Here is a 26,073-nt window from a genome sequence, read left to right as displayed (position 1 = left end):
GCATCAATTTTCAATATGTAACTTTTGAAGTTACTTGCTTTATCGGGAGGATTTGTCCTTCAGGTAAATTAATTATCTACATTATCTTAGTTTTCATAGCTGTAACTACCCGAATGTCTTCAAATAACAACTTCTGAGAAAGCACTTTATGGAACCTGGGCCATTTGTGTACCAGGTCACCATAAATGGTGACCCTACGGGATTTATAGCGATGGTGAGTCAAATTAATGCATTGATGCAGCAGCGCGGGTGTTGAGGCGACATCCCAAACCGCTGAACGAATGAGGGATTCCAGGGCGAGCCGCATGGATGCGGCGAGAGGCGGCGCTGAGCAGGAGCGAATCGGCGCCGGTCCGTCAGGAATCGTGAATGAGTGAAGGTACCGCGCAGCGGCGGATTGGGCTGGCGCAAGGCCCGGGAGTGCAGAGGGCGCGGCCAGGCGCCCTTTGCTCGGTCGCCGCACGGCAAAACTGAAACAATCTGAGCCTATGGCGAACGAAAGTCGCTCAGTTTAATGTGAGGTATGCTCAGGCACGGGGCCCGTCGTGAGCCAGCGCACAAACCAAGCGTAAACTTTTCGACGCGAATTAATATAACACCATGAATTTTAACAATCATAGGGCATTTGCCTAAGCGGTATCGGGCAATGCCACATACACCTGGCCACACTCTGCTGCGTATACCTATAGCGATGCTTTTCTCCCTACAGGTGACGCATGACACAACAACAATACGTATTATCGCCCGATCATGACGCGCATATCGCCTCGGCTATCGGCAAGTTCTTCCGCCGCATCATTCCGATGCTGGCGCTGATGTTAATTGTGAACCAAATTGACCGGGCTAACATTGGCTTCGTAAAAGCCGAACTGCAAACGGATGCAGGCATTAGTGCGGCCGCCTTCGGCTTAGGCGCGGGGCTGTTCTTTATTGGCTATGCGCTGTTTGAAGTGCCGAGCAACATGATGCTGAAGAAACTCGGCGCACGCGTGTGGCTGACGCGCATCATGATTACGTGGGGCATGGTGGTGGTGCTTACCGGTTTTGTGAGTACGCCGCTGCATTTCTATCTGCTGCGTTTCCTGCTCGGCGTGGCGGAAGCCGGCTTCTTCCCTGGCGTGCTGTTCTATTTTCGTCAATGGGTGCCGAATGCGTGGCGAGGGCGAGCTACCGCGATGGTGTTAAGCGCTACCGCCAGCGCTTTTCTGTTCTCCGGTCCGCTCACCGGTGCCATTCTGATGATGCATGATGTTGGCGGCATCGCGGGCTGGAAATGGGTGATGTTTGTGGAAGGCGGCGGATCGATGGTGATCGGCTTGCTGGCCGCCTTTGTGCTGGTATCCAAACCGCAAGGCGCGAAATGGTTGAGCGATGCCGAGAAACAAGCGCTGGCGCAGCAGTTAGCGCTGGAAGATGATGCGCGCGAAGAGCACGCGGTGAAACACGGCCGCTGGGGCTTGATCAGCGATCGCAGCCTTTTGTCTTACTGCCTGATCTTCTTCACCATGACCATGACCGGCTACACGTTAGTGTTCTGGCTGCCGCAAATCATTCAGCGTATTCAGGGCTTCAACAGCTTTGAAACCGGATTGCTGACCGCCGTGCCGTGGCTGTTCGCTATCGTCGCGCTGTTTCTGCTCGGCAAAGCCACCGACCGCTATCGCGATAAACTGGACAAAGGGCTCGGCATCGCCATGCTGATCGCCGCGTGCGGCACCTTTATGGCCACGCTGGGAACGCCATGGTTTGGCTTTGTGGCGATGATTGTGGCCTGCATCGGATCCAAAGTGAGCGCGGCGTTCTTCTGGCCGATGCCGCAAAGTGAATTACCCGCCTCGATTGCCGCGCCCGGCATTGCGCTGATCAACTCGATTGGCAACCTCGGTGGCTTCTTTGCGCCCACGGTATTCGGCTACCTCGAAATGCACACCGGCAGCACCACCGGCGGACTTTACGCGCTAACCAGCGTGTCTGTGGTTACCGGACTCTATTTGCTGCTGCGTCGCAAACCTGTTCCACCCGCTTTCGGTCACACGGAGAGAAACCATGTCAGACAGTCCAGTCATTAAATCGATGCGCATCGTGCCGGTTGCCGGCTACGACAGCATGTTATTGAACATTGGCGGCGCCCATAACTGCTATTTCACGCGCATCATCGTGATACTGACCGATTCCGCCGGACATACCGGCGTAGGCGAAACGCCGTGTCATGCATCCACCTTGCAGTTGCTGGAACAGTTTCGCCCGCTGATAGAAGGCAGTTCGCTGCTGCGTCTCAATGCGACGCTGAGCCAGTTGTTCAGCAGCGAGGCACGTCAGCAACAAACCTCACACACCAACGACATTCATATCCCGCAGATGAATCCGGAGAAGTTTTATAACGCCGCCGCCGCCATTGAAGCGGCGCTGCTGGATCTGCAGGGCAAGCTGTTTAACCTGCCGGTGGCGGATCTGCTTGCCAGCGGTAAACAGCGCGATCGCATTCCGGTGCTCGGCTATTTGTTCTACATCGCCGATCGCAAGCGCACCAACATGCACTATCGATCGGGAGAGCATGAGCAAGAAGGCTGGTTCCGTCTGCGTCATGAAGCGGCAATGGACAGCGATGCCGTGGTGCGACTGGCCGAAGCGGCAGTTGAGCAATATGGCTTCCGCGACTTCAAGCTCAAAGGCGGCGTGCAGGCAGGCGAAGTGGAAGTGGCAACGGTGGAAGCGCTACTGTCGCGCTTCCCTGAAGCACGCGTCACCGTCGATCCTAACGCCAGCTGGTCGCTGGATGAGGCGATTCGCTTTGGTAAGCAGCTGGCGGGAAAGGTGCCGTATCTGGAAGATCCTTGTGGCGCTGAACAAGGCTATTCCGGCCGGGAAACGCTGGCCGAGTTTCGCCGCGCCACCGGTGTGCCGGTCGCGACTAATATGATCGCCAACGACTGGCGCCAGCTGCATCATGCGCTGCAACTGAATGCCATTGATATTCCGCTCGCCGATCCGCACTTCTGGACGATGCGTAACGCCAACGTGGTGGCGCAGCTGTGCAACGAATGGGGGCTGACAACCGGCTGCCACTCCAATAACCATTTTGATATTTCGCTGGCGATGGTGGCGCACCTGGGTGCCGCCGCGCCTGGCGATCGTCAAACCGCCTTTGATACGCACTGGATTTGGCAGGATGGTCAGCAGCTTACGCGTCAACCGCCGCAAATCCGCGATGGTTATCTGGAGTTACCGCCGGGGCCGGGATTGGGCATCGAGCTGGATATGGATCGCATCGAACAGGCGCATGCGCTATATAACGCGCTGCCGGATAAAAATCGCAACGATGCGCTGGGGATGCAGTTTTTGATCGATAACTGGCGCTATGACGCCAAACGTCCGTCATTGGTACGCTAAGGAAGCAGCATGAAGAACCTATTACGCGCGGCGACGCTTTTAGCATCGTTGGCTGCCAGCGCGCCGTTGCTGGCACAGACTTTTGTCTACGTTTCAGAAGCCGATGATGGCACCATCGCGCGCTACGCGCTGAATGAGCAAACCGGTGCATTGCAACTATTAGGACGCACTCAGGTCGGCGGCAAAGTGATGCCGATGGCGTTGAGCGCCGATCATAAACATCTGTACGCCGCGATTCGCAGTAAACCGCTGCAACTGGTGAGCTGGAACATCGACAGCAAAACGGGCGATCTCAGCCCGTTGAATAGCGTATCCGCTGCGGCCAGCTATCCCTACATCAGCACGGATCCGCAGGGTCGTTTTCTGCTAGGCGCTTCCTATGATGGCGATGTGGTGCACGTTTATCGACTCAATAGCGACGGCAAGCTGATTGCGCCGCCGGTCGGGAGTTACAAAACCGGACATGCCGCGCACTCGGTGATTGTTGATGCGAGCGGCGAGCAGGCTTATGTCGGCAATCTCGGCACCGATCGCGTGCTGCAATTGAAACTGAGCGCCGAGGGCGAGCTTTCGGGGTTAGGCAACGGCTATGTTAAAACGGCGACAGAAAACGGACCGCGCCATTCGGTGTTGTCGCCGGATAATCGCTATCTCTACAACATCGGTGAAATGGGCGGCATCATTACGCAGTTTCGTCGTGAAGCCAGCGGTGAGCTGGTGAAAGTGGCGGAGACGCCAAATGCGGTAGCGGAAAAATATCAACTGCAACACGGCAAAGAGCGACCGCCGGGCTACAGCGACACCACGCCGCGCATCTGGGCGGCCGATATTCGTCTGACGCCGGATGGCCGTTTTCTCTATGTCAGCGAGCGGACCAGCAGCACCATCAGCGGATATCGGATTAACAAAGCAAACGGCAAACTGACGCTGATTGATAGCTGGCAAGTCGAGAAACAGCCGCGCGGCATCGCGATCACCGCTGACGGACGTTGGTTGATTGCCAGCGGCGAAAAGAGTGCGGTGACCGGCAGCTATGCCATTGATCAAGAAAGCGGGGCGCTAAAGCGCGTTGGCGAAGCACCGGCCGGCGGTGACGCCAATTGGGTGACGGTGGTGAGTTACAAATAATCCCTAAGGATTGCCATTAATGGCGACCAGGTGCGCCTTACAGTTGCTTATATTTCTCGTTAGTTAAAGTGTAGCGGTGGGCTGGCTGAATGATAATGCGCTCAAAGTTGCAAGCACTTGTGAGCGCGATTCATTAATATGACATGCGTGACAATGTCACTGATTGGGGTAAACAGAGTGCGACAAGGTCCCTCGACGATCGACCTTTCTTGCGGCTAACCACAACAGTGCGGTGACAATCCAGCCAATAATCCACGACACATCATTACCGGCAAAAATCCAGGTTAACGAACCGTGATGCAGTGGATTATCAATGAACGGCAACTGTACCAGCACGCCGCAGAAGTAGACAATTATGCCCGCCCAGTTCCAGCGACCGTAACGTCCGTTGGGCTGGGAGAGTGCCGGTACATCGACTTTACCTTTGGTGATCAGGTAGAAATCGGTCAGGCTGATTGCGCTCCACGGCACAAAAAAGGCCAGTAAAAACAGCAGGAAATGGGTGAATGATTTCAGGAAAGCGGGTTCGCTAATCAGCGCAATCACACAAGAAATCGTCACCATCAACACCACAAACAGAATGCGGCCGCCACGACTTAATGCGGTTTTCTGACGGAAGCCAGAAACGATGGTGGTGAGTGACATAAAGCTGCCGTAAGCATTCAGCGTGGTGAAAGTGATTTTGCCGAAGCAGATCGCAAAATAGATCACCATCGCCATCGTGGCGCTGCTGCCTAAACTGACAATATAGCCAACCTCGTTGCCAGAGAAAGCCTTACCGGCAATCGCCGCGACAATTACACCCAACGTCATTGAAGCCTGCGTTCCTAAAACCGTGCCAAAGAAAACGCAGCTGAAAAGTTTTTTGGCTGAGACGTTAGCCGGTAAATAGCGCGAATAGTCAGAAACATACGGGCAAAATGCAATCTGCCATGACGACGACAACGAAACCGCAAGCAGGAAGTTAGCGACCGTGAAATGCTGGTTCTGCCACACCGCGGACAGATCATGGGTTGAGAGCAGCGTGATAAACAGGTAAACAAAGGCAAGCACGCCAATCACGCTGGCTACTTTACCGAGCTTGTGAATCACGCGATATCCCAGCACCGCAATGACGACGATAATCGCACTGAACAGGATCATGCCTGACGCATTGCTGGTATTAATCAGTTTGGCGAGCGCCTGTCCGGCCAACACCGTGCCGCTGGCAGAGAATCCGACATACATGATGCACACCAACACCAACGGAATCACCGCACCGTATACGCCAAACTGCATGCGGCTGGTAATCATTTGCGGCAATCCGAGACGCGGTCCCTGAATGGCATGCAGTGACATGATCGCCGCGCCCACAACTTGCCCAACCAGCAAGCCGATGATCGACCACACCACATCGCCGCCCAACACCACGGCCAGCGCGCCGGTTACGATGGCGGTGATCTGCAAATTGCCACCAAACCACAAGGTGAACTGGCTGAATGGATGTCCGTGGCGTTCGCTCGGAGGAATGTAATCAATGGATCGCGTTTCTGACAGGCGCTGTTTCTCTGCGCCGGCGTAATCTGCTGCAGGTGATTCGGCTGACATAGTTTCCTCGCTAAAACGGCTAAAGATGGGAAATTATTGTTAGTATGATGTGGTTTCTCTTGGTGGTACATGTATATACATGTAGCGATATTGTCATGCAGCATGGAAACTTACAATACGATCGGTCATTGGAAAATGTGATGACGCGGGCAAGGTTGGGAAGCTATGAAATGGAGAGAAAGGAGGAGTTGATATGACGTCGCTACGTGAATTCTGCAAAAAGAGCAGGGTGGAAGTTGCCGAGAATTCACGTAGCGCTGCCGGTTTTGTCGCCAGAAATTACTGATCTTTGCCTATAGTCCAGGGATTTGGCGCGGAATCATCTGCCTTATCCGCAGCAAAATCATCCAGTGAATCCAGATACAGTGCTTCAACCTCAGCGCGTGCCCAGGGTGTGCGGCGTAAAAACTTCAGGCTCGATTTAACGCTTGGATCGCTTTTGAAGCAGTTGATATTAATGAGCTTACCCAGTTCGGCCCAGCCATAATGGGCGACCAGCGCATTAATTTGCATCTCAAGCGTGACGCCGTGCAAGGGATCTTTGGAGCGATGATCGTTCATAGGAAATCCTTAAAATGTTGACGGCAAAGGTTACAAGAAAGCCACGCGAGCGGCAATGGTGCGATCGTCATTGCCGGTAAATGCTGTACACTTGTTGCCAGAAAATCACTATTGGACGGTACGCTATGAACGACAAGAAAATGATTTCCATCGATCAGTTCAATCTCAGTGAACGCGTTGCAGTAGAAGAAGCGTTTAAGGGATTGATGGAGAAGTATCGCCAGCGCACTGGCAAAGAGCCGGATGCAAAGAAAGAGAAAGAGTTCACTGCGGAAGCCCGGCAGCAGATTATGACGACGAAACTGGCCAAAGAGAAAGCGCTGGCTGAAAAGTCAAAGAAAACGCCAACGCGCAGGAAGAAACCTGAATCGTTGAAAGAGAGCGAAGTCAGTGATTTCAACTGGAAGGCGTCGGTGATTAAAGGGCGCAGATAACGGCAACGTGCGTTCAACAATCCGTCGCCGGGATGATCGCGGGTTACGGATTGTTGGTGACGGAGGTGAAAGAAGGCAGGTGATGAGCGGATAATGGTTGAAGTGCGCAATGAGTTACTTCATTTAACATAATATACATTATGCGCCCTTTGGTTTGTAACGGCTAAATTCGGATATTCGCCTCAACATCATCATTACGGATAAAATTCATGAGCCATTTCACCTGCGGATGCCTTTGCGGAAACGTTCGATTCGAAGCAACCTCAGGACGTTTTGAAAACTAAATAAAAGAGGAACTAATCAGTGGTTCCTCTCCAATCTTAAATACGTTTACGGACGTGCCGCCGTGCCATCTGGCAGACGCGCGTTAGTCCAGTCTGGAATACCGCCCGATACCGGATATTTTGCCGCCTCTTTCAGATCGATATCCACGCCCAACCCCGGACGATCGCTGAGGTAGGCATAACCGCGATCAATCTCCGGACAACCTGGGAACACTTCCTGCAGCGCCTCATTCACTGGCGTGTACTCCTGAATGCCAAGATTGGTGATGCTCAAATCAATATGCAGGTTTGCCGCCACACCAATCGGTGAGATATCGCCCGGACCGTGCCACGCAGTGCGCACGCCAAACAGTTCCGCAAAAGTCGCCAGCTTCTTCGCCGGTGTAATGCCGCCAATGGTACTGACATGGCAGCGAATATAATCGATCAGCTGGTTTTGAATTAATGGCTTCCACTCGTTGATTTGCGTAAACAGCTCGCCCATGGCAATTGGTGTGCTGCTTTGGCTGCGTAATTTGCTCAGCCAGTCGATATTTTCTGGCGCAACCGGATCCTCAAGGAAAAACAGCTGATACGGTTCGAGAGATTTTGCCAGCTGAATCGAAGCGATTGGCGTGATGCGTTCGTGCACATCATGAATAAACTCAACGCCAAAACCGAGCTTGTTGCGCAGATGATCAAACAGGCGCGGTACGGCACGCGCATAAGCATCCGGATCGAAATAGATGCCGTGAGTAGGATTACGCGGTGACACCTTCGGCTGGATATTGCGCGCCTTGGCCAGCTTGCCGGCGATCAAACGCAAATCATCGGTACCCGCGCCGCCATACATGCCCATCTGACAGCGCACATATTGATAGCCCTCCTCCATGCGCGCGCGGATGTTGTCTTCAACTTCTATCTCATCGGCACCGTCGCAGTGGCGATAAAGCGGCACGCCATCACGACATTTGCCGCCAAGCAGCTCATACACCGGCAGGTCGGCAACTTTACCCTTCAGGTCCCACAGCGCCATATCCACACCGGAGAGCGCATTATTCATCACCGGACCGTTACGCCAGTAACCGCTGACCGCCGCCGATTGCCAGATGTCTTCGATACGCGCCGGGTCTTTGCCGATCAAAAACGGCTTCATGTAGTTTTCAATCGCGGCGGCGACCGCGTAGATACGCTGAGTAAAGGTGGCGCAGCCCAAACCGTATAAACCGGGTTCGCTGGTTTCGATTTTTACCACCACCAAATCGATGCCGCCTGGCGCGGTAAGGATGGTTTTTACATCGGTAATTTTCAGGTTACTCATCATGATCCTCACAGTATCTGGATAACATGCTGTATGATGTCCTACATGTTATGTGTATTAAAAAGCCCTGTGCAGGGCTTTTGGTTATTCAGTTATGGAGTACATCCTCGATGGCGTGCACGTTATGTGTCATCGCGCTATTAAGCGTCTCGGCTGCCAGCGAGGCATCGCGGTTTTTCAACGCCATAAAGACTTTAATGTGGGCTTCAACGCTTTCCAGCGTAATGCCCAATACGCGGTTCAACTCTTCGAGGTAATGCACATAAATCCCCTTGAGGGATTCCATGACGTGGATGAACACTTTGTTGTGCGAGGCTTTCACAATCGCCAGATGGAAATCGTAGTCCGCCAGCGAGTACTTCTTGTAGTCATCTTTACTCACCAGCATGCGATTTAGGGCGCTTTCCAGCACTTTGACATCCTCATCTGTGGCGTTCTGCACTGCCAGCTCCATACATTTGAACTCGACGGTCTGACGGAAAACCCGCATATCATCAAACTCTTCCTGCGAAAGGTGCAGAATGGGCTGGTTATCGCTGAACGATCCGTAGCGCGCCACTTCGCGGGTAACATAGGTACCCTTCCCTTGATGCGTCACCACCACGCCAAGGTCTCGCAGCTTCTGCACGGCACTCCGCACGCTGACGCGGCTCACCTGAAAGGTTGCGGTCAATTCCGCTTCTGACGGCAACTTACAGCCCGGCTCCCACAGACCATCCTGAATGTTCTGCTTCATCTGCTCGTAGATGACATCAACCACATTATGTTTTTGGATACTTTCCAGCGCCACGGCTTTACTCACTTGTCCTACATGTCTACCGCTTTTTAACGCGTCACTGCTTGCAACACAAGCAGCAATTTTTCGCGCAGCAAAAGCGATACTGCAAAACCCCGAAATTTAACTATTACTTTCATTAGGTTAACCTTCAAAAGTAGATAATTACCTTCTGACGATGACATTAAAAAATTGTGAGATATCTTACAAATCTCTCGCCTGCCAATTGCTGCCTTTCTGCGCATAACGTAAAAGTAACTCATCCAACTTGTTAGTCATGTTACATGAAGGACGTTTTGTTATGCAGACCTTATTTAACCTCTCCGGGAAAACCGCCCTGATTACCGGCTCAACGCGCGGTTTGGGATTTGCTTATGCACAAGGCCTGGCGCAAGCCGGCGCAAAAGTGCTGCTGAATGGCACGCGTCAGGAGCACATGGATAAGGCGCTGGAGCAATTACAGCAACAAGGATTTGATGCCCGAGGCTTTCTGTTCAATGTGGCAGATGAAGCCGCGATTGAAGCGGTATTCCAGCAGCTTGATGAAGAGAACATTCACGTCGACATCGTGATCAACAACGCAGGCATTCAGTTCCGCAAACCGATGCTGGAACTGGCATTGAGCGACTGGCAGCGGGTGCTGGATGTCAATCTCACCAGCGCGTTCCTCGTCTCACGTGCTGCAGCCAAACGCATGGTGGAACGCCAGCGCGGTGGGAAAATTATCAATATCGGATCGCTGACCAGCGAAGCCGCGCGCCCTACCGTCGCGCCCTACACTGCGGCAAAAGGCGGCATCAAGCTGTTAACCAAATCGATGGCGGCTGAATGGGCGCCGTTCAATATCCAGACCAACGGCATTGGGCCGGGCTATATCCTAACGGATATGAACGAAGCGCTGGTCGAAAACGAAGAGTTCAACAAATGGGTCTGCAGCAGTAATCCTTCTGGTCGCTGGGGAAAACCCGACGAACTGGTTGGTACCGCCATCTATCTGGCGTCCTCTGCTTCCGATTACGTCAATGGCCAGATGATTTACGTGGATGGCGGCTGGCTCGCCACCTTATAACGGGCTGATTTAAACGACCTAAGCTGGGCATCAAGACTCAGCTGTATCCTACTCAAGCGACCTGAGGTCATAGCATGAACCAGAATATTGCAGGGATTTTACCGGCTAGTCGGTGGGGAAAACTCATCCCGATTGCCTTTATTACCTATAGCCTCGCCTACCTCGATCGTGCCAACTACGGTTTTGGTGCCGCCGCAGGTCTGGCTGAAGATCTCAATATCACGCCCGCCATTTCGGCATTACTCGGCGCACTGTTTTTCCTCGGTTATTTCTGTTTCCAGGTGCCGGGCGGCATTTACGCTGAAAAGCACTCTGCGAAGAAGCTGATTTTCTGGAGCCTGATCCTGTGGGGCGCATTGGCCACCGCCACCGGCATGGTGCACAGCGTGGCGTTGCTGGCGGTGATCCGCTTCCTGCTCGGCGTCGCAGAAAGTGTGGTGATGCCGGCGATGCTGATCTTCCTCAGCCACTGGTTCACGCGCGCGGAGCGTTCCAAAGCCAACACCTTTCTGTTCCTCGGCAATCCGATTACCGTGTTGTGGATGTCGATTCTCTCCGGCTATCTGGTGAACGCCTTTGGCTGGCGCGGCATGTTCATTATTGAAGGCGTGCCTGCCATCTTATGGGCATTCATCTGGTGGAAAATTTATGCCGACCGACCGCGTGATGCCAAATGGCTGAGCGAGGCCGAAAAGCGCGCGGTGGAAAACGCGCTGGCGGCAGAGCAGCAGTCGATCAAACCGGTTAAGAACTACCGTGAAGCTTTCCGCTCGCCTAAAGTGCTGGCGCTGGCGTTTATCCACTTCTTCTGGAATATCGGCATGTACGGTTTCATCATGTGGCTGCCTTCCATGCTGAAGAGCGCGTCCGGCATGGGTATTGTCGCGACCGGCTGGCTCTCAGCCGCGCCCTATCTGCTCGCCGTGCCGCTGATGCTGACCGCATCCTGGTTCTCCGATAAATACCAGCAGCGTAAAAACATCGTGCTGCTTTTCCTTGGGCTGGGCGCGGTGTGCTTCATTGCTTCCTTTACGCTAGGTGCGACGCACTTCTGGTTCTCATGGGTGCTGCTGGTGATCGCGGGCGGTGCGATGTACACGCCGTACGGCCCCTTCTTCGCTGCGATCCCTGAGATGCTGCCACGCAACGTTGTGGCGGGCGCGATGTCCTTCGTGGTCTGCTTCGGTGCGTTGGGATCCTTCGTCGGCGCATGGATTGTGGGCTATCTCAATGGCCTGACCGGCAGCCCAGCGGCCTCTTATGTATTTATGGGCGGATCGCTGGTTGTGGCGGTATTACTCACCGCACTGACCACCTTTAGTAGCCTGAGCACGCCAACGGCACAAACCCGCTCTGCACACTCATAGAGAATGAAGTCATGACCATGAAACCCACGCGCACGCGTTTAAGCGTTTTATTCATGCTGTTTATTGTCACCGCTATCAACTATATGGATCGCGCTAACCTGGCGGTAGCCGGTTCCCATATTCAGGGCGAGTTTTTCTTATCCGCCACGCAGTTAGGTTTACTGTTTTCGATGTTTACCTGGTTTTATGCTCTGAGCCAGATTCCGGTCGGCTATCTGCTTGACCGTATTGGTTCGCGCTGGCTGTACGGCAGCGCGATTGTGTTGTGGAGCCTGTTTACCCTGCTAATGGGATTGGCGTCGCATCACTTTTTCACCACCGCCACCGCGTCATCTATGATGCTGTTGGTTTGCCGCGCGCTAATTGGCGTAGCAGAAGCGCCCTCTTTTCCCTCCAACACCAAAATCATCGCCACCTGGTTTCCCGACCATGAACGTGCGCGTGCAACGGCAACCTATTCCAGCGCGCAATACATTGGTCTGGCGCTGCTGACGCCGGTGCTGTCGTTTATAGTCTCTCAATGGGGTTGGGAGATGTCATTTTATCTCTCTGGCCTGGTGGGCATTGTGTTCGGCATTTACTGGCTGATTGTCTATCGCGACCCGCAGCACAGCAGCAAAGTGAATGATGCGGAACTCGATATCATCCGCAAAGGCGGCGGCCACGGTTCAGTGAATCAGCAAACCGGAAACGGCAAGGTTAACTGGCTGTCGGTAAAATACATTCTGCGCCAGCGCACCACGTGGGGTTTGTTTATCGCGCAGTTCGCGGCCTCATCGACGCTCTACTTTTTCCTGACCTGGTTTATTGTCTATCTGGAAAAAGGGCTGCATCTGTCGATCGATAAAGCGGGGATTGGCGCAATGTTCCCTTATCTGATGGCGATGGCTGGCGTGCTGTGCGGCGGAACGCTGAGTGATTTCCTGCTCAAGCGTGGCCGCAGCCGCACCTTTGCACGCAAGCTGCCGGTAATGCTGGGGATGTTGCTCACCTGTTCGATTGCGCTAGTGAATTTCTTCCAGGACAGCCCGATAATTGCCATCGCTATTCTCTCTATCGCCTTCTTCGCCAACGCCTTCTCTAATCTCGGCTGGGTGGTGTGCAGCGATGTGATTCCGCGCCACTTAATCGGCACCATCGGCGGCTTTCTGAATATTTTTGGCAATCTCTCCGGCATTGTCAGTCCGATCATCATCGGCGTTATTTTGCAGCGCACCCACAACTTCCAGTACGCGATGTGGTACATCGCTGCCGTCGCACTGATGGGCTTTTTGGCCTACCTGCTGCTGGTTGGCAAAATTGAAGTGATGACGCCGCCCGGCGAACAACCGGCTGAAAATAAAAAGAAATTTGAAACCCCTTCAAACGCATAGAGAGAAGCATAATGCAGCAGAAAACAGTGAACGCGGTGATCGTCAATGCCGCACATGATGTGCGCTGTGAGTCGCGGGAAATTGAGTGGAACGCGCAGCAAGTGTTAGTCAAAGTTGAGCGTGGCGGGATTTGTGGCTCGGATATTCACTATTTCCAGCATGGCCGCGCGGGCATGTCAGTACTGAAAGCGCCGATGATTTTAGGCCATGAATTTGTTGGCATCATCGAGCAAGTGCCAGAAAACAGCGACCTGAAGGTTGGCCAGCGCGTGGCGATTAATCCTTCCCAACCGTGCCAGCTGTGCGCGCTGTGTCAGGAAGGAAAACAGAATCTTTGTCGCTCAATGCGCTTTATGGGCAGCGCGCAGTTTTTCCCGCATGTTAACGGCGGATTTGCCCAATATGTGGCGGTTAATCCCGTGCAGTGCGTACCGTACAGCGATGGCGCGGATGCCAAAGTGATGGCCTTTGCCGAACCGCTGGCGGTGTGTATTCATGCGGTACGCCAGGCTGGCGATCTGACCGGCAAGCGCGTGCTGGTCACCGGCGCCGGACCAATCGGTTGTCTGGTCATCGCGGCGGCAGTGGCTTCGGGTGCCACCGAAGTGGTGGCTACCGACATCAGCGAACGTTGTCGTCAGTTGGCGATCAATATGGGTGCCAGCGCGGCGCTGGATCCGCGTGACGAACAGCAAATTGCCCGCTGGGCGGAAAATGGCGGCAGTTTTGATGTCTGTTTTGAAGCTTCTGGCGCAGGCGCGGCGGTGGCTTCGCTGGTCGCCTTTACCCGTCCGGGCGGCATTATCGTGCAGCTTGGCATGGGCGCGGCAGAGGTAAACTATCCCATCGGGCCGTTGCTGGTCAAAGAGATACAGTTACGCGGATCTTTCCGCTTCACCAGCGAATTCACTACCGCAGTACGCTGGCTTGAGCAAGGCAAAATCAATCCGCTGCCGCTGCTTTCAGCCGAAATGCCCATGCAGGATGCCGCACTCGCGCTGGAGCTGGCAGCGGATAAAGAGCGTGCGGCTAAAGTCCAGCTGGTTTTCTGAAGGATTACCGGAGAGAAAGCCTCTCCGGTTATTTCCTGAAACGGACTAAATCCTTCAGGGTGGCGTGCTCGAATTCGGGTAATGCAGCAAAAATGCCATCACCTTGCATGTCATAAATTTGCTGAAAATAAAATTTTGCGCCATCAACTGCGCCCAGAGCATAGAGCGCACGCGCAAGCGTCATTCGGGAAAGTATTTGGTTTTGTTGCGCTTCCCAATCGAGGGCTTCTTTCGCCGCTTCAATTGCTTCTTGATAGCGCTGACACTGGATTAATATTGCGCCATAGCCGCTCATAATCCAGAAATAGATATCGTCATCTCGCAGATGCGCTTTGGCTAATTCAGCGGCTGCACCCCATGAACAGGCTGCAGCCTGATGCTCACCCAGCGAACCAAGTGAAATACCTCGATTCGCTAAATCGAAGGCTTTCTCATGCCAGTTTTTACGGTGGAACTCCATGTCATCACCTCTTTTTGCGGTAGGAACAGTATTGATATCCTATGCAGCATAAATGAGTGTGAAATAAAGTTCATAGTTACGTGAGAATATTGCCTTACCTGCTAACTTCGTGCCCGATTAAACCACCGATCGCCGCGCCACCCAATGTACCGAAGGTGCTACCACCGGTAAGTACCGCACCGCCTACCGCACCAACACCAGCACCAATCGCGGTATTTCTGCCACGATGCGACATGCCACACGCGGTAACAGAAAACATGACCAGTACGACAATAGCAATATTACAGCTGCGTTTTAAAAGCATACAAAGCCTCACTGCCATGAATAGATGGCATGCAAAAGTGTTTATTTGATTGTTGTTAAAATACCCAATCTGTTGTGACTGGCACTGCTCGTCGGCGTGAATTTAAGGTGTTTTATGATGAGACGGAAGGTAAAAATTCTTATTTGCGGCTGGCACTAGCGAGGCGGCGAAAAAGTCGCCGCCTTGCACACACTCCATCATTTCAGGAAGCCGCCCGCTTTACCCGTGCCACCGTTCTCACCATCGCCAACGTGGCAACAATCAGCAGTATGCCGCCGACCATCGACATGGCTTTAAAACCTAGATGTTTAAACATCATCAGGCCGACAATCCCGCCGATCAGGAAGGAAAATATCGTGGTCAGATGCGTCAACAGCTGACGTTTCTGGCCTGAGAACTGTTTTGACGGATCGCGGCGGAACAGCGCGGCTAATACCGATGCCAGCGAAATTCCGGCATCGGTTAACGTGCCGGTAATATGGGTGGAGCGCACGCGGCCATTGGATAACTGCGTAGAGGTTGAATTATGCACGCCCATCAGGAAGCCCAGAATGACAATAACTTCCCGGTTGTTGGCCGACGAATAAAAGAACATTTCAAATAGCGATAACGCTATTAAGGCCAGCCCTTCAACCCACAATATTTGGCAGAATATAATGCGATTGCCATTGGCTAATCCGCTGATCACCACCATTCTCGCCGTGACCGCACCACAAACAAAGGCAAACAGGATGGTGGCTAAAAAGGTGATATCACGGAAATTAACGTTCGATACTTCACTGGATAATTGAGAGGTATTACCTGACATATGCGAGGGGAAAAAGCCAAACGCCCCCAAGGCGATTGCATTGAGCACACCGGCGGCCGTGGCGAGCCACATTGCCAGATTCCTGTCCTCATCATGCGTTCGTGTGCGTTTAAGTTTAATCAGCATCAGATACCTCATTATTCTGAACCAGGGCCGAATAATAACCATAGAGCACTACGCGGCGTACATAACCAGGAAATCCCCGAATAAGACGCTGAGCAGATTAAAGAAAGTAAAAAAAATCAACGAGGCGGGATATATTTAAATTAATGTAAAGATTGGCACGTCATATAAAGGTCGCCATTTAGGATGCCCGCCTTTTCAGGAATTAACCGAATGATTTATTTTCATCGGGGCGACCACCACATTCACGCCTAAATCCTGCATACGCCGCAAAATAGGCACTGGCGTGCCCTGATTAACAATTACCACATCGAATTCACTCAGATGCGCAAAACGGTGCAGCGCCCGGCGTTCAAACTTGGTGTTATCCATCATCAGAATGCGCTTCTGCGCGGCATCAAACATCGCGCGTTTGGTCTCCACCGTTTCTGCGGATTGGTGGAACACTGCATCATCGATAATCGCTGACATGCTGACGAAAAACACGTCGGCGCGCAGGCTGGCAATTTCATCCCGCGTCATGCGGCCCATAAAAGCATTGCACCAGTGATAGAACTGTCCGCCGAGGCCCATCAAAGTGATATCGCGGCCATTGCGCAGCTCGTTCATGAGGGTCAGGGAGTTGGTGATCACCGTCAGCGGCGCGCGCGCCGAGAGCAGCCGCGCCATCTGCTGCACGGTGGTGGAATCATCGAGGAAAATCGCCTGTCCTGGTTCGAGGTAGGTCGCGGCGACATCGGCAATCGCCTGTTTCTCTTCCAGCTGACGCGTGGCGCGATAGATATCGCTGGATTCAACCAGACTAGTTGGCGTCGCGGACACCACGCCGCGTGATTTATGCAGCAGGCCGCGCTCAACCATTTCGTCGATATCACGATGGGCGGTCATCAAACTAATGCCGAAGCGATCGGTGATGTCTTCGATGCGAATCGCCCCTTCTGCCATCACCGCTTCGGCGATTAACTGGCGACGGGCCAGTTGACGCGCCTGGCGGCTATCGCTGGGTAAGGTTTCGGCCATAAATACGCCAAGTGAAGAGTCCTGCGGGTTATGCGCCATATTTCATCCGGGAAAGTGAAGCGAGAAGCGTTTTTGGCACTCATTACAGCGTTTAATACGGATTTTGGCAAATTGCGACTAACGTTACACTGCGTGATAAATCGCGCCGCTACGAATACGTGCGTTTCAAAGGTGGTTGTTATAAAAAACGCACATAGCGTAGTGGCGCAATTTATTGCGCAACTTTTACTGCTTCAGAACAAACGGTGAAGCAAAGTTACCGGCGTTCTCTTTAGTGATCAGGATGCAGTCAAACAGCTGCTTCTCCGAGGCCGCACCGGTCTTACCGGTTTTCAGGAAGCTATCCGCCTGCTCTACCGCTTTCTGCGCGAACTGCGCCACCGGCTGCATTACGGTGTAGGCCAGCGTACCGGCTTTCACAGCGTCAACCGCATCCGGTGAACCGTCAAAACCGCCGACTTTAATCTGATTCAGCTTGCCAGCTTCTTTCAACGCAGCGATCGCGCCCAGCGCCATTTCGTCGTTGCCGCTGATCACGCCTTTAATGTTGGGATTGGCTTGCAGCAGTGACTGCATTTTGTTGAAGCCTTGTGTGCGATCCCAGTTAGCCACTTCCTGACCGACTTTCTTCAGCGTGGGATATTGCGACAGCACCGTATCAAAACCGTTGGCGCGGGTAGCGGCGTTATTATCTGACGGCGGGCCGACCAGCTCGACATAGTTCGCACTATCGCCCACCTGCTTCACCCACTCCATTGCGCCAACCGCCGCGCCCTGCGCGTTGTTAGAAACCAACTGCGCTTTGGCGAGCCCGCTCTGGTTCAGTTCGGCATTGATGATAAATACCGGAATATTGGCGGCGATGGCCTTTTTCACCGAGCCGACCGAACCATCGGCGTTCGCCGGATCGAGAATAATCGCCTTCGATTTATTGGTGATCGCCGTATCAATCAGCTGACTTTCGGTATTGGTATCGCCTTTGTGCGCACTGACTTTGGCGCTGTAGCCCAGCTTTTCCGCCGCTTTCTGCGCTACCTGGCCTTCCGTTAGCCAGTAAGGGTTGGAAGGATCGTTAACGATGATGGTCATTAACCCGTTATCTGCCCAGGTGGGTGCAGCAAAAGTGGTGATAGCCATAGCCGCAGCCGCGATGAAGAGACGTTTAGTGAACATAGTTGGTGCTCCGTTATTATTTGGGGTACAGGTTTTACGGATATCCGCGCGCTGCTGAAACAGCGCGCGTGAGTTAGCGAGCGCGTCGTCCGTATTGCAAGGTGTTGAGCAATACCGCCAGCACGATCACGGCACCAGTGAACACCGTCTGCCAGTAAGCAGAGACGCCGATAATCACCAGGCCATCAGAGAGAAAACCAATCACGAACGCGCCAAGCAGCGTGCCGCGCACGTTGCCGCGTCCACCGGTCAGGGCCGCACCACCAATCACCACTGCCGCAATCGCAGTCAGTTCATAAGTGGTACCAGCAGTTGGGCCGGCCGAGGTGAGCTGTGAGGAGAGCACCAGCCCGGCGAGTGCCGCGCAGACGCCAGACAACACATAGACGCTGATTTTGATGCGCTTCACCGGCACACCCGACAGATCGGCCGCACGTTCGTTACCACCCGACGCGTACAGCCAGCGACCAAACGCTGAGCGGCTAAGCAGGAAACCACACGCCAGCGCCACCACGCCCAGCACCAGCACGCCAACCGGGATATTGAAGAGGCGATTAAAACCGAGCCAGTCGAAGCCGGTATTCCCCAGCGCTTCGCTGCCGGAGAGTTTGTTGTAGGTCAGACCATTAGTGATCAGCAGCGCAATGCCGCGCGCCACATACATCGTGCCGAGCGTGGCGACGAAGGCCGGAACGCGGAACCAGGCGATCAGCACGCCGTTGACTAATCCCACCAGCGCGCCCACCACCAGCGTCAAAATCGCCACCGCCCACACCGGCAGATAGAGCACCACGCCGAGCGCTTCGAGGTTGATGCCCTGCATCATAAATCCGGCCATCACTCCAGCGAGACCCAGCGTAGAGCCCACCGATAAATCAATGCCACCGTTGAGGATCACCAGCAGCATGCCGATCGCCGGCAAACCGAAGATCGCCACGTGCGACGCCATGGTGAGAAAGTTAGCGCCGGTAAAGTAGTTGGGCGACAACATGGAGAAGGTAGCGATAATCACTAGCAGCGCGATGAACGCGCGCCCTTCCAGCAGCAGGCGCGCCACATTCAGCTGCTTGTCGCTTTTTTTCTTGTTGACCACCGGCGGCGTGTCCAGCGTTTGGGTTCTGTCAGTCATACCTTTTGCTCCACTTTTCATGTCATGCCACCAGAGACTCGCCTGAAGCGGCCATAATGCGTTCTTTACTGACGCTTGCGTCGAAGATGGCGGAGATGCGCCCTTTGCTCATCACCACAATGCGATGGGCAATACTCAGGCATTCGCCCACTTCCGAAGTGGTATACACCACCGCCAGCCCCTTTTTGGCGTTCTCTGCCAGCAGGCGAAACACTTCCGCTTTAGCACCGATGTCGATGCCGCGGCTCGGCTCATCCAGCAGAATCACTTTGGGACGGGTGGCGAGCATTTTGCCGATCACCACTTTTTGCTGATTGCCGCCGGAGAGCGATCCAATCGCCGCATCGCCGCCAGCGGTTTTCACCGTCACGTTACGAATGCTGTCGTTGACCAGCTGTTTTTCCCGGCTTCTGGAGAGCACCAGTCCGCGTACAAAGTCGCCGATGCTGGCCAGCGACAGGTTTTCCCCCACCGACATGGTTTGTACCAGGCCATCGCGCTGCCGATCTTCCGGCACCAGCGCCAGCCCAATTTGAATGCGTTGTGAGATGGTAAGCGCGGAGATATCGGTGTCCTGCAGCAGAATGTGACCGCTGCTTTGCTGCAGACGTCCGGCGATGCACTCCAGCAGCTCGGTGCGCCCCGCGCCCATCAGCCCGTAAATGCAGACAATCTCCCCGGCTTGCACCGCCAGCGATAAGTTGTCCACCAGCCGAATGCCGGTTTTACTTTTCAGCGTCAGATCTTTTACCGTTAGCGCCGGCAGCCCGAAGTCGTAGCCCTGCGGCGGCGATCCCAGATCAAAGTGATCGCCCACCATGTTGCGCACGATCCATTCGAGATCGATCTCATCGCGTTTGGCATAGGCGGTCATCACGCCATCGCGCAGCACCACCGCCCGATCGGTAATCTCCAGCGCCTCCTCCAGATGATGCGAGATATAGACAATCGCGACGCCCTGGCTGGTTAAATCACGGATGACCTGAAACAGCACCGCCACTTCCGCCGCGCTCAGTGCCGAGGTCGGTTCATCCATGATCAAAATCTGCGAATTCACCGACAGCGCGCGGGCAATCTCCACAATCTGCTGCTGTCCCAGACGCAGGTTTTCCACCGGCGTCAGCGGATCGATCTCCTCCTCCAGCGCCGCCATCAGGTGCGCCGTCACGCGCGCCTCTTCGGCATAATCGACGCCGCCCGGCTTCATGATTTCGCGGCCCATAAAGATGTTGTCGCGCACGTTCATATTCGGCGCGAGATTCAGCTCCTGATGGATAATCGAGATGCCACAGTCACGCGCTTCGGTGGCGGATCGAAAGGTCTTCTCCTCGCCGTGTAGCAAGATTTCCCCGGTTGTTGGCGTAATCACACCAGACAAAATTTTCATCAGCGTCGATTTACCCGCGCCGTTTTCACCAAACAGCGTGGTCACTTCGCCACGACGAATTTCGAAATTGACGCCCTTCAGCGCGTGCGTGGAGCCGTACACTTTGCTGACGTTGCGCGCTTGCAGGATCACTTCGCCTTTCAGCAAGGCGGGATTGAGGTTGAACGGTTTCATTTCACCTCCATGCTGACCGGCGTCACCATCCAGTTTTTCGCGTTGAGTAAGCGGAACACGCCAACCACCTGCACGGTTTTTCCCGGCAACGCATCACGATCCAGCTTGTCGAGCACCGCGCTTTTCATCGCACGATTGATGGCGGAACCGGCATTTTGATATTCGATTTGGTTCGTGAAATCACCGAACTGGATCTTGCCGTTAGCGTCACGCAGATCGGTACCAGTGATCGCTGGACCGGTTTGCAGCCGCACCTGCATATCACCTGCTAATCCATCGATTTTCAGCGGGAAGATGCCCATCTGCCCGGCTTGCACCACGCCGGAGAACTTGACGGCAAAGACCGGCAGCGGTGCGCCAACGCCATATTTCTGCACCGCTTCCTGCTGATTAGTTTGCAGCGCATCGGCTAACGTTTTGGCGTCTACTGCGCGTGATGCCACATCCTGCTGGATGGTCGGGAAGGTTTTCTGGCCGTAACTCTCGGGCGAGAAGCCTTGCTCCTGCGCATCATCGGCGGAGCCAATTTTTACCACCTTGGTGTCGAGCGCCATCGCCGCGATCAGCGCAATCACCACCACGCCGAGGGTGGCGTAACGCTGGACGCGCTTGCGGGAAATTTGCTGGGCCTGGATTGAGACATCGGACATAACGTGACCTCTCACTGACATCAGCTGCGATAATCGCGCCGATAATGTTATAAATGTGATAACTTGTGTGATGAGGATTGTGCTGATGTGACTAAATTGTCAACAGGTGACGCGCAATTTTTTCAGGAGAGCGATCTGGATCGCTTAATTGATGTCGGCCCCATCACAAAGCGCAATAAACCCCGCCTTATCAGCCTGTTCGCCGTGTTATCTCATTTCTACCTGTAAGGTTTTAACGCCTGATTCGTGATCACAATCGCTATTTCAGGTGAAATTTATTAGTTTTATCGAAAAATAATACAGTTGATATGTTATCTCAGTGAGAAGTGGTGTAAGACATTATTTAGCAAATTCATCACAGCCCGTTAACACCTTTCGGTGTTGGCGGCGATGAATTGAACTCTTCTTCTTTCGGAGGTGTATGTGGACAGTGGCGATATCATTCTGGGTCTGGATTCCGGCACCTCGGTGGTTAAAGCGGTGGCGTTTGATCTGGAAGGCACGCAACTGGCATGCGCATCGGTGCGTAACCGTTATTACCGCAGCGAAGGCGGCGCAGCGCAGCAGTCAATGAGCCAAACCTGGCAGGATGCGGTCACAGCGATACGCAAACTGGGCGAGCGTGTCGACAACCTGGCCGCGCGGGTGGTTGCCGTGGCCGTCACCGCGCAAGGCGACGGCAGCTGGCTGGTGGGTGCCAACAATCAGCCGGTCGGCGATGCCTGGATCTGGCTGGATGCGCGCGCGGCACCAACGGTTGAAAAACTCAATCAGCACCCGTTAGCCGCCGCGCGCTTTCGCGCTACCGGCACCGGACTCAACACCTGTCAGCAGGGATCGCAGTTGGCGCACATGGATCACTTCTATCCCGAGCTGTTAGCTAACAGCGAAGTGGCGCTGCACTGCAAAGATTGGCTTTACCTCAATCTCACCGGCATCCGCGCCACTGATCCTTCTGAGGCCAGCTTTACCTTTGGCAACTTCCGCCACCAGCGCTATGACGATCAGGTGATTGCCGCGCTGGGGCTGGAACAGCATCGTCATCTGCTGCCGGAGATCATTGAAGGCACAGACACCACGCATCCGTTAACCGCGGAAGCCGCGAAGGCCACCGGTTTACGGGCTGGTACGCCAATCTGCCTCGGCTATGTCGATATGGCGATGACCGCGCTTGGCGCTGGCGTGCACACCGGCGAAGCCAATACCGCCTGCTCGATTGTTGGCTCGACCGGCGTACATCTGCGCAGCGTCACCATTGGTGAGGTGTGGCTGAATCCGGCACAAACCGGCTACGTGATCCCGCTGCCGTGGCCGGGCTATGTCACGCAGGTGCAAACCAATATGGCATCAACGCTCAATCTTGACTGGCTACTGAATCTCGCCAGCGATCTGCTTAACAGCTTTGGCTGTGAAATCGATCATGCCCGTTTGGTGGGCTATATCGATCGCTGGCTCAATGCGGCGAAGCCCGGCAGCCTGCTCTATCACCCGTATATCTCGATTGCCGGTGAGCGCGGGCCGTTTGTTAATGCCGAGGCGCGCGCCAGCTTTACCGGCCTGAGTTACACCCACAATTTTGGCGATCTGGTGCGGGCGGTCATTGAAGGCATCGGTTTTGCGGCGCGCGATTGCTATCAGGCGATGGGCAGTTTGCCGGGAGAAATTCGTTTAACCGGCGGCGCGGTGCGTTCGCAGCCGTTACGCCAGATTTTATCTGCCTGCATTGGTGCGCCGGTGCGCATCAGCCAGCGCGACGAAGCCGGAGCGGCCGGTGCCGCGATGATGGCGGCGGTGGCGATTGGCGCGTATCCGTCGATGGAGAGCTGCGTCAAAACCTGGGTGATGCCGCTGCTGGATGCGCCCGAAGCGCCCGCGAGCGAACTGATGCAGCGCTATAACCAGCTGTTTCCCACCTATCAGCAGCTGCGTAACGATCTTCCTGCCGCCTGGCACGCGCTAAAACAGTTTTGAGGAGTAAATCATGAGTGAACACATGCTGGATCTGTTTGTGATTGGCGGCGGTATCAACGGTGCTGGTATCGCGCGTGACGCTGCCGGTCGCGGATTGTCGGTAATGATGTGTGAGAAAGATGACCTCGCGCAGGGCACCTCATCGCGCTCCGGCAAGCTGGTGCACGGCGGGCTGCGTTATCTGGAGTATTACGAGTTTCGGCTGGTGCGTGAGGCGCTGATCGAGCGCGAAGTGCTGCTCAACGCCGCACCGCATATCATCTGGCCGATGCGGTTTGTCTTGCCGCACAGCCCAACCGATCGCCCGGCGTGGCTGGTGCGCCTTGGCCTGTTTTTATATGACCACCTTGGCGGCCGTCAGAAACTGCCGGGCACGCGTTCGCTGGATTTACGCCGCGATCCTGAAGGTGCGCCGCTGCTGGACAGTTACAGTAAAGGATTCGAGTACTCCGATTGCTGGGTGGATGATGCGCGGCTGGTGACGCTGAATGCGCTGGATGCCGCCGAGCGCGGCGCCACCATTCTGCCGCGTACCCGCTGCGTAGCGGCGACACGTCATAACGGCAAGTGGGAAATCACCCTGCAGGATGCCAGCGGTACCTCACGCACCGTGTTTGCCAAAGTGCTGGTTAACGCCGCCGGACCGTGGGTGCTGGATATCGTCAATCAGGTCACGCACACCACAAGCAGTCGCAACGTGCGGCTGGTCAAAGGCTCGCACATCATTGTGCCGAAGTTCTGGGAAGGTCAGCAGGCGTATCTGGTGCAGAACACCGACAAGCGGGTGATCTTTATCAACCCGTATGAAGGCGATAAAGCGCTGATCGGCACCACCGATATTCCGTGGCAAGGCAAAGCGGAAGCGGTCACCGCTGACGACAGCGAACAGCAATACCTGATCGACGTGGTGAATCGCTACTTCAAGGTGAAACTGCGCGCCAGTGATGTGATCACGCGCTTCTCCGGCGTGCGTCCGCTGTTTGATGACGGCAAAGGCAATCCGTCGGCGGTGACGCGTGATTACGTGTTTGACCTCGACGATCAACAAAACGCCCCGCTGCTGCATGTGTTTGGTGGCAAGATCACCACCTTCCGCAAGCTGGCTGAACATGCGATACAGAAACTGGCACCGTTCTTCCCCAACATGGGCGCGGACTGGACGCGGGGCGCCACCTTACCGGGCGGCGATATGCCACATGCCGATTTCGACAGTTTCTTAGAGCAGGTCAAAGCGCGCTGGCCGTGGCTACCGCAGGCGCTGCGTAAACACTATGCGCGGCTGTATGGCACGCGTATCGATAAGCTGATCGGTCATGCCAATGCGCTGGGCGATCTTGGCCGCCACTTTGGTGGACAGCTGTACGAAGCCGAGGTGCGTTATCTGGTGGAAAACGAGTGGGCGCAGCAGGCCGAGGATGTGTTGTGGCGCCGCACCAAGCATAAGTTGCACCTCGATGACGCGCAGCAACAGGCTTTCACCCTGTGGTTCAACGCCAACTTTGCTGCTCCCGCGCCGCTGCGTGCGCATGCCGGATAAGAGGTGAATCATGCCGTTAACGCTGTCACTGAATACTAATCCGTTGGTGAACCGCTTTGCCGACCCGCAGGATTTGATTACCACCGTGGCGCAGCAGATCCGCATCCGTGATGTGCAGCTCACCCATGAATTTATCAATCCCGGCTGGCCTGCTGCGACCATCATGCGCATGACGCGCAAGATGCAGCAGGCGCTGCGCGCCACCGGCATGCGCGTGACCTCCGGCATGACCGGCCCCTATGGTCGCCTCAACCATTTTGGTCATCCTGATGTCGAAGTACGCCGCTATTATGTTGGCTGGTTTAAAACCTTCGCTGATATCACCGCCGAGCTGGGCGGCGACGCGGTGGGTTCGCAGTTCGCCATCTTTACCCAGCAGGATTTCAACGATGTTGCGCGCCGCGACGCACTGATCGACATTGCCATTGATTGCTGGGCCGACGTTGCCGAACACGCCAAAGCCGCCGGATTGAAATACCTGTTTTGGGAACCCATGAGCGTGGGCCGCGAGTTCGGCGAAACCATTCCGGCCTGTCTGGCGCTGCAGCAGCGTTTGAGTGCTGCCCCAATGGCGCTGCCGATGTGGATGATGGCGGATATCGATCACGGAGATGTCACTTCCGCCGATCCGCGCGATTACGATCCTTATGCGTGGGCTGAAGCGGTGCCGCGCTACTCGCCGATTATCCATATTAAACAGAGCATGCTGGATAAAGGCGGACACAGACCTTTTACATTGCAGTACAATGCCGGCGGCCGCATTCAGCCGCAGCCGCTGCTGGACGCGCTGGCGCGCGGCGGAGCGCAGGATAATGAGATCTGCCTTGAGCTGAGCTTTAAAGAGCGCGAGCCAACCGATAGCAACGTGGTGGCGGAGATCGCCGAAAGCGTCGCCTTCTGGGCCGGGCATATTGATACCGGCGTGCAGGATCTGCATTTGGCGGAGTGAGGTGCGCGGTTTCCCCTCACCCTAACTCTCTCCCGCAAGCGGGCGAGGGAACTGTCCGCGCACGCTGC

The 26,073-nt window shown here is 54.8% G+C and carries 23 protein-coding genes; 11 read left to right on the top strand and 12 right to left on the bottom strand.

What is annotated here, in order from left to right:
- Positions 1 to 716: 716 nt before the first annotated feature.
- Genes KVT28_RS02595 through KVT28_RS02585 form a run of 3 tightly spaced genes read left to right on the top strand, consistent with a single transcriptional unit; the run spans position 717 to position 4,518 of the window.
- A complete protein-coding gene (locus tag KVT28_RS02595) occupies positions 717 to 2,069 on the top strand; it encodes an MFS transporter (protein ID WP_110866146.1) in 1,353 nt (450 codons plus the stop codon).
- The gene (locus tag KVT28_RS02590; RefSeq protein ID WP_217546624.1) at positions 2,047 to 3,390 is read left to right on the top strand and encodes an enolase C-terminal domain-like protein; all 1,344 of its coding nucleotides are present in this window, start codon (positions 2,047 to 2,049) and stop codon (positions 3,388 to 3,390) included. Before KVT28_RS02595 ends, KVT28_RS02590 begins: the two co-directional genes overlap by 23 nt.
- Positions 3,391 to 3,399: 9 nt before the next feature.
- A complete protein-coding gene (locus tag KVT28_RS02585) occupies positions 3,400 to 4,518 on the top strand; it encodes a beta-propeller fold lactonase family protein (RefSeq protein WP_101764399.1) in 1,119 nt (372 codons plus the stop codon).
- Positions 4,519 to 4,674: 156 nt separating this feature from the next.
- On the opposite strand, the gene KVT28_RS02580 is transcribed toward KVT28_RS02585, so the two are convergent.
- Together KVT28_RS02580 and KVT28_RS02575 are read right to left on the bottom strand one after the other, a co-directional pair.
- Positions 4,675 to 6,105, bottom strand: coding sequence for a cytosine permease (locus tag KVT28_RS02580; RefSeq protein WP_101764398.1), 1,431 nt, complete (start codon positions 6,103 to 6,105; stop codon positions 4,675 to 4,677).
- Between the two features lie 279 nt (positions 6,106 to 6,384).
- Positions 6,385 to 6,666, bottom strand: a complete 282-nt coding sequence (locus KVT28_RS02575) for a VF530 family DNA-binding protein (RefSeq protein ID WP_101764397.1) — start codon at positions 6,664 to 6,666, stop codon at positions 6,385 to 6,387.
- Between the two features lie 125 nt (positions 6,667 to 6,791).
- Here KVT28_RS02575 and KVT28_RS02570 point away from each other — a divergent pair, with 125 nt between their 5' ends.
- Positions 6,792 to 7,100 carry a hypothetical protein gene (locus KVT28_RS02570; protein ID WP_101764396.1) on the top strand — a complete coding sequence of 103 codons (309 nt, stop codon included), beginning with the start codon at positions 6,792 to 6,794 and terminating at the stop codon, positions 7,098 to 7,100.
- Between the two features lie 330 nt (positions 7,101 to 7,430).
- On the opposite strand, the gene KVT28_RS02565 is transcribed toward KVT28_RS02570, so the two are convergent.
- Entirely contained in the window at positions 7,431 to 8,684 is a 1,254-nt protein-coding gene (locus KVT28_RS02565; RefSeq protein WP_008104104.1) for an enolase C-terminal domain-like protein, read from the bottom strand.
- Between the two features lie 88 nt (positions 8,685 to 8,772).
- Positions 8,773 to 9,474, bottom strand: coding sequence for a FadR/GntR family transcriptional regulator (locus tag KVT28_RS02560; protein ID WP_217547532.1), 702 nt, complete (start codon positions 9,472 to 9,474; stop codon positions 8,773 to 8,775).
- Positions 9,475 to 9,760: 286 nt separating this feature from the next.
- Here KVT28_RS02560 and KVT28_RS02555 point away from each other — a divergent pair, with 286 nt between their 5' ends.
- The 4 genes from KVT28_RS02555 (at position 9,761) to idnD (ending at position 14,320) form a co-directional block, all read left to right on the top strand.
- On the top strand, positions 9,761 to 10,528 hold the full coding sequence (locus KVT28_RS02555; RefSeq protein WP_192233853.1) for an SDR family oxidoreductase: 768 nt from the start codon (positions 9,761 to 9,763) through the stop codon (positions 10,526 to 10,528).
- A 74-nt stretch (positions 10,529 to 10,602) separates the two neighbouring features.
- Positions 10,603 to 11,895 carry an MFS transporter gene (locus tag KVT28_RS02550; protein ID WP_101764393.1) on the top strand — a complete coding sequence of 431 codons (1,293 nt, stop codon included), beginning with the start codon at positions 10,603 to 10,605 and terminating at the stop codon, positions 11,893 to 11,895.
- Between the two features lie 17 nt (positions 11,896 to 11,912).
- Entirely contained in the window at positions 11,913 to 13,268 is a 1,356-nt protein-coding gene (locus KVT28_RS02545; RefSeq protein ID WP_217547529.1) for an MFS transporter, read from the top strand.
- Between the two features lie 11 nt (positions 13,269 to 13,279).
- Entirely contained in the window at positions 13,280 to 14,320 is a 1,041-nt protein-coding gene (idnD, locus tag KVT28_RS02540) for an L-idonate 5-dehydrogenase (protein ID WP_254633435.1), read from the top strand.
- Between the two features lie 28 nt (positions 14,321 to 14,348).
- Here the strand turns inward: idnD and KVT28_RS02535 are convergent, their stop codons facing one another.
- The 8 genes from KVT28_RS02535 to KVT28_RS02500 all read right to left on the bottom strand — a co-directional run bounded on the left by KVT28_RS02535 (position 14,349) and on the right by KVT28_RS02500 (position 21,548).
- On the bottom strand, positions 14,349 to 14,780 hold the full coding sequence (locus KVT28_RS02535; protein WP_110866155.1) for a hypothetical protein: 432 nt from the start codon (positions 14,778 to 14,780) through the stop codon (positions 14,349 to 14,351).
- Positions 14,781 to 14,874: 94 nt separating this feature from the next.
- Positions 14,875 to 15,084, bottom strand: a complete 210-nt coding sequence (locus KVT28_RS02530; protein WP_061718879.1) for a glycine zipper 2TM domain-containing protein — start codon at positions 15,082 to 15,084, stop codon at positions 14,875 to 14,877.
- Between the two features lie 202 nt (positions 15,085 to 15,286).
- On the bottom strand, positions 15,287 to 16,018 hold the full coding sequence (locus KVT28_RS02525) for a YoaK family protein (protein ID WP_192233857.1): 732 nt from the start codon (positions 16,016 to 16,018) through the stop codon (positions 15,287 to 15,289).
- A gap of 195 nt (positions 16,019 to 16,213) precedes the next feature.
- On the bottom strand, positions 16,214 to 17,074 hold the full coding sequence (locus tag KVT28_RS02520; protein ID WP_101764389.1) for a DeoR/GlpR family DNA-binding transcription regulator: 861 nt from the start codon (positions 17,072 to 17,074) through the stop codon (positions 16,214 to 16,216).
- A gap of 186 nt (positions 17,075 to 17,260) precedes the next feature.
- The gene (locus KVT28_RS02515; RefSeq protein WP_101764388.1) at positions 17,261 to 18,208 is read right to left on the bottom strand and encodes a D-ribose ABC transporter substrate-binding protein; all 948 of its coding nucleotides are present in this window, start codon (positions 18,206 to 18,208) and stop codon (positions 17,261 to 17,263) included.
- 73 nt (positions 18,209 to 18,281) lie between these two features.
- Complete coding sequence (locus tag KVT28_RS02510) at positions 18,282 to 19,337, bottom strand: ABC transporter permease (RefSeq protein WP_101764387.1); 1,056 nt, start codon at positions 19,335 to 19,337, stop codon at positions 18,282 to 18,284.
- A gap of 22 nt (positions 19,338 to 19,359) precedes the next feature.
- A complete protein-coding gene (locus KVT28_RS02505) occupies positions 19,360 to 20,898 on the bottom strand; it encodes a sugar ABC transporter ATP-binding protein (RefSeq protein ID WP_217546622.1) in 1,539 nt (512 codons plus the stop codon).
- Positions 20,895 to 21,548 carry a DUF2291 domain-containing protein gene (locus KVT28_RS02500; RefSeq protein ID WP_217546620.1) on the bottom strand — a complete coding sequence of 218 codons (654 nt, stop codon included), beginning with the start codon at positions 21,546 to 21,548 and terminating at the stop codon, positions 20,895 to 20,897. The genes KVT28_RS02505 and KVT28_RS02500 overlap by 4 nt, the downstream gene beginning before the upstream one ends.
- 423 nt (positions 21,549 to 21,971) lie before the next feature.
- Between KVT28_RS02500 and KVT28_RS02495 the strand changes: the two genes are divergently transcribed.
- From KVT28_RS02495 to KVT28_RS02485, 3 genes are read left to right on the top strand one after another with little or no spacing between them, the layout of a single operon-like run.
- Positions 21,972 to 23,519, top strand: coding sequence for an FGGY-family carbohydrate kinase (locus KVT28_RS02495; protein WP_217546617.1), 1,548 nt, complete (start codon positions 21,972 to 21,974; stop codon positions 23,517 to 23,519).
- A 10-nt stretch (positions 23,520 to 23,529) separates the two neighbouring features.
- Positions 23,530 to 25,056, top strand: coding sequence for a glycerol-3-phosphate dehydrogenase (locus tag KVT28_RS02490; RefSeq protein ID WP_110866161.1), 1,527 nt, complete (start codon positions 23,530 to 23,532; stop codon positions 25,054 to 25,056).
- 10 nt (positions 25,057 to 25,066) lie between these two features.
- A complete protein-coding gene (locus tag KVT28_RS02485) occupies positions 25,067 to 26,005 on the top strand; it encodes a sugar phosphate isomerase/epimerase (protein WP_217546614.1) in 939 nt (312 codons plus the stop codon).
- Positions 26,006 to 26,073: the final 68 nt, after the last annotated feature.

Origin of the sequence: Pantoea sp. GbtcB22 (assembly GCF_019091025.1) — a bacterium.
Classification (GTDB): domain Bacteria; phylum Pseudomonadota; class Gammaproteobacteria; order Enterobacterales; family Enterobacteriaceae; genus Pantoea; species Pantoea leporis.
Note: the sequence above shows the minus strand (reverse complement) of the source record. Positions and strands in the feature narration are given on the sequence as shown.

What these genes read in the sequence shown, in the direction of transcription:
- KVT28_RS02595 (WP_110866146.1), top strand. Translation starts at nt 717, where the DNA reads ATGACACAACAACAATACGTATTATCGCCCGATCATGACGCGCATATC.
- KVT28_RS02590 (WP_217546624.1), top strand. Translation starts at nt 2,047, where the DNA reads ATGTCAGACAGTCCAGTCATTAAATCGATGCGCATCGTGCCGGTTGCC.
- KVT28_RS02585 (WP_101764399.1), top strand. Translation starts at nt 3,400, where the DNA reads ATGAAGAACCTATTACGCGCGGCGACGCTTTTAGCATCGTTGGCTGCC.
- KVT28_RS02580 (WP_101764398.1), bottom strand. Translation starts at nt 6,105, where the DNA reads ATGTCAGCCGAATCACCTGCAGCAGATTACGCCGGCGCAGAGAAACAG.
- KVT28_RS02575 (WP_101764397.1), bottom strand. Translation starts at nt 6,666, where the DNA reads ATGAACGATCATCGCTCCAAAGATCCCTTGCACGGCGTCACGCTTGAG.
- KVT28_RS02570 (WP_101764396.1), top strand. Translation starts at nt 6,792, where the DNA reads ATGAACGACAAGAAAATGATTTCCATCGATCAGTTCAATCTCAGTGAA.
- KVT28_RS02565 (WP_008104104.1), bottom strand. Translation starts at nt 8,684, where the DNA reads ATGAGTAACCTGAAAATTACCGATGTAAAAACCATCCTTACCGCGCCA.
- KVT28_RS02555 (WP_192233853.1), top strand. Translation starts at nt 9,761, where the DNA reads ATGCAGACCTTATTTAACCTCTCCGGGAAAACCGCCCTGATTACCGGC.
- KVT28_RS02550 (WP_101764393.1), top strand. Translation starts at nt 10,603, where the DNA reads ATGAACCAGAATATTGCAGGGATTTTACCGGCTAGTCGGTGGGGAAAA.
- KVT28_RS02545 (WP_217547529.1), top strand. Translation starts at nt 11,913, where the DNA reads ATGAAACCCACGCGCACGCGTTTAAGCGTTTTATTCATGCTGTTTATT.
- idnD (WP_254633435.1), top strand. Translation starts at nt 13,280, where the DNA reads ATGCAGCAGAAAACAGTGAACGCGGTGATCGTCAATGCCGCACATGAT.
- KVT28_RS02535 (WP_110866155.1), bottom strand. Translation starts at nt 14,780, where the DNA reads ATGGAGTTCCACCGTAAAAACTGGCATGAGAAAGCCTTCGATTTAGCG.
- KVT28_RS02530 (WP_061718879.1), bottom strand. Translation starts at nt 15,084, where the DNA reads ATGCTTTTAAAACGCAGCTGTAATATTGCTATTGTCGTACTGGTCATG.
- KVT28_RS02525 (WP_192233857.1), bottom strand. Translation starts at nt 16,018, where the DNA reads ATGCTGATTAAACTTAAACGCACACGAACGCATGATGAGGACAGGAAT.
- KVT28_RS02520 (WP_101764389.1), bottom strand. Translation starts at nt 17,074, where the DNA reads ATGGCGCATAACCCGCAGGACTCTTCACTTGGCGTATTTATGGCCGAA.
- KVT28_RS02515 (WP_101764388.1), bottom strand. Translation starts at nt 18,208, where the DNA reads ATGTTCACTAAACGTCTCTTCATCGCGGCTGCGGCTATGGCTATCACC.
- KVT28_RS02510 (WP_101764387.1), bottom strand. Translation starts at nt 19,337, where the DNA reads ATGACTGACAGAACCCAAACGCTGGACACGCCGCCGGTGGTCAACAAG.
- KVT28_RS02505 (WP_217546622.1), bottom strand. Translation starts at nt 20,898, where the DNA reads ATGAAACCGTTCAACCTCAATCCCGCCTTGCTGAAAGGCGAAGTGATC.
- KVT28_RS02500 (WP_217546620.1), bottom strand. Translation starts at nt 21,548, where the DNA reads ATGTCCGATGTCTCAATCCAGGCCCAGCAAATTTCCCGCAAGCGCGTC.
- KVT28_RS02490 (WP_110866161.1), top strand. Translation starts at nt 23,530, where the DNA reads ATGAGTGAACACATGCTGGATCTGTTTGTGATTGGCGGCGGTATCAAC.
- KVT28_RS02485 (WP_217546614.1), top strand. Translation starts at nt 25,067, where the DNA reads ATGCCGTTAACGCTGTCACTGAATACTAATCCGTTGGTGAACCGCTTT.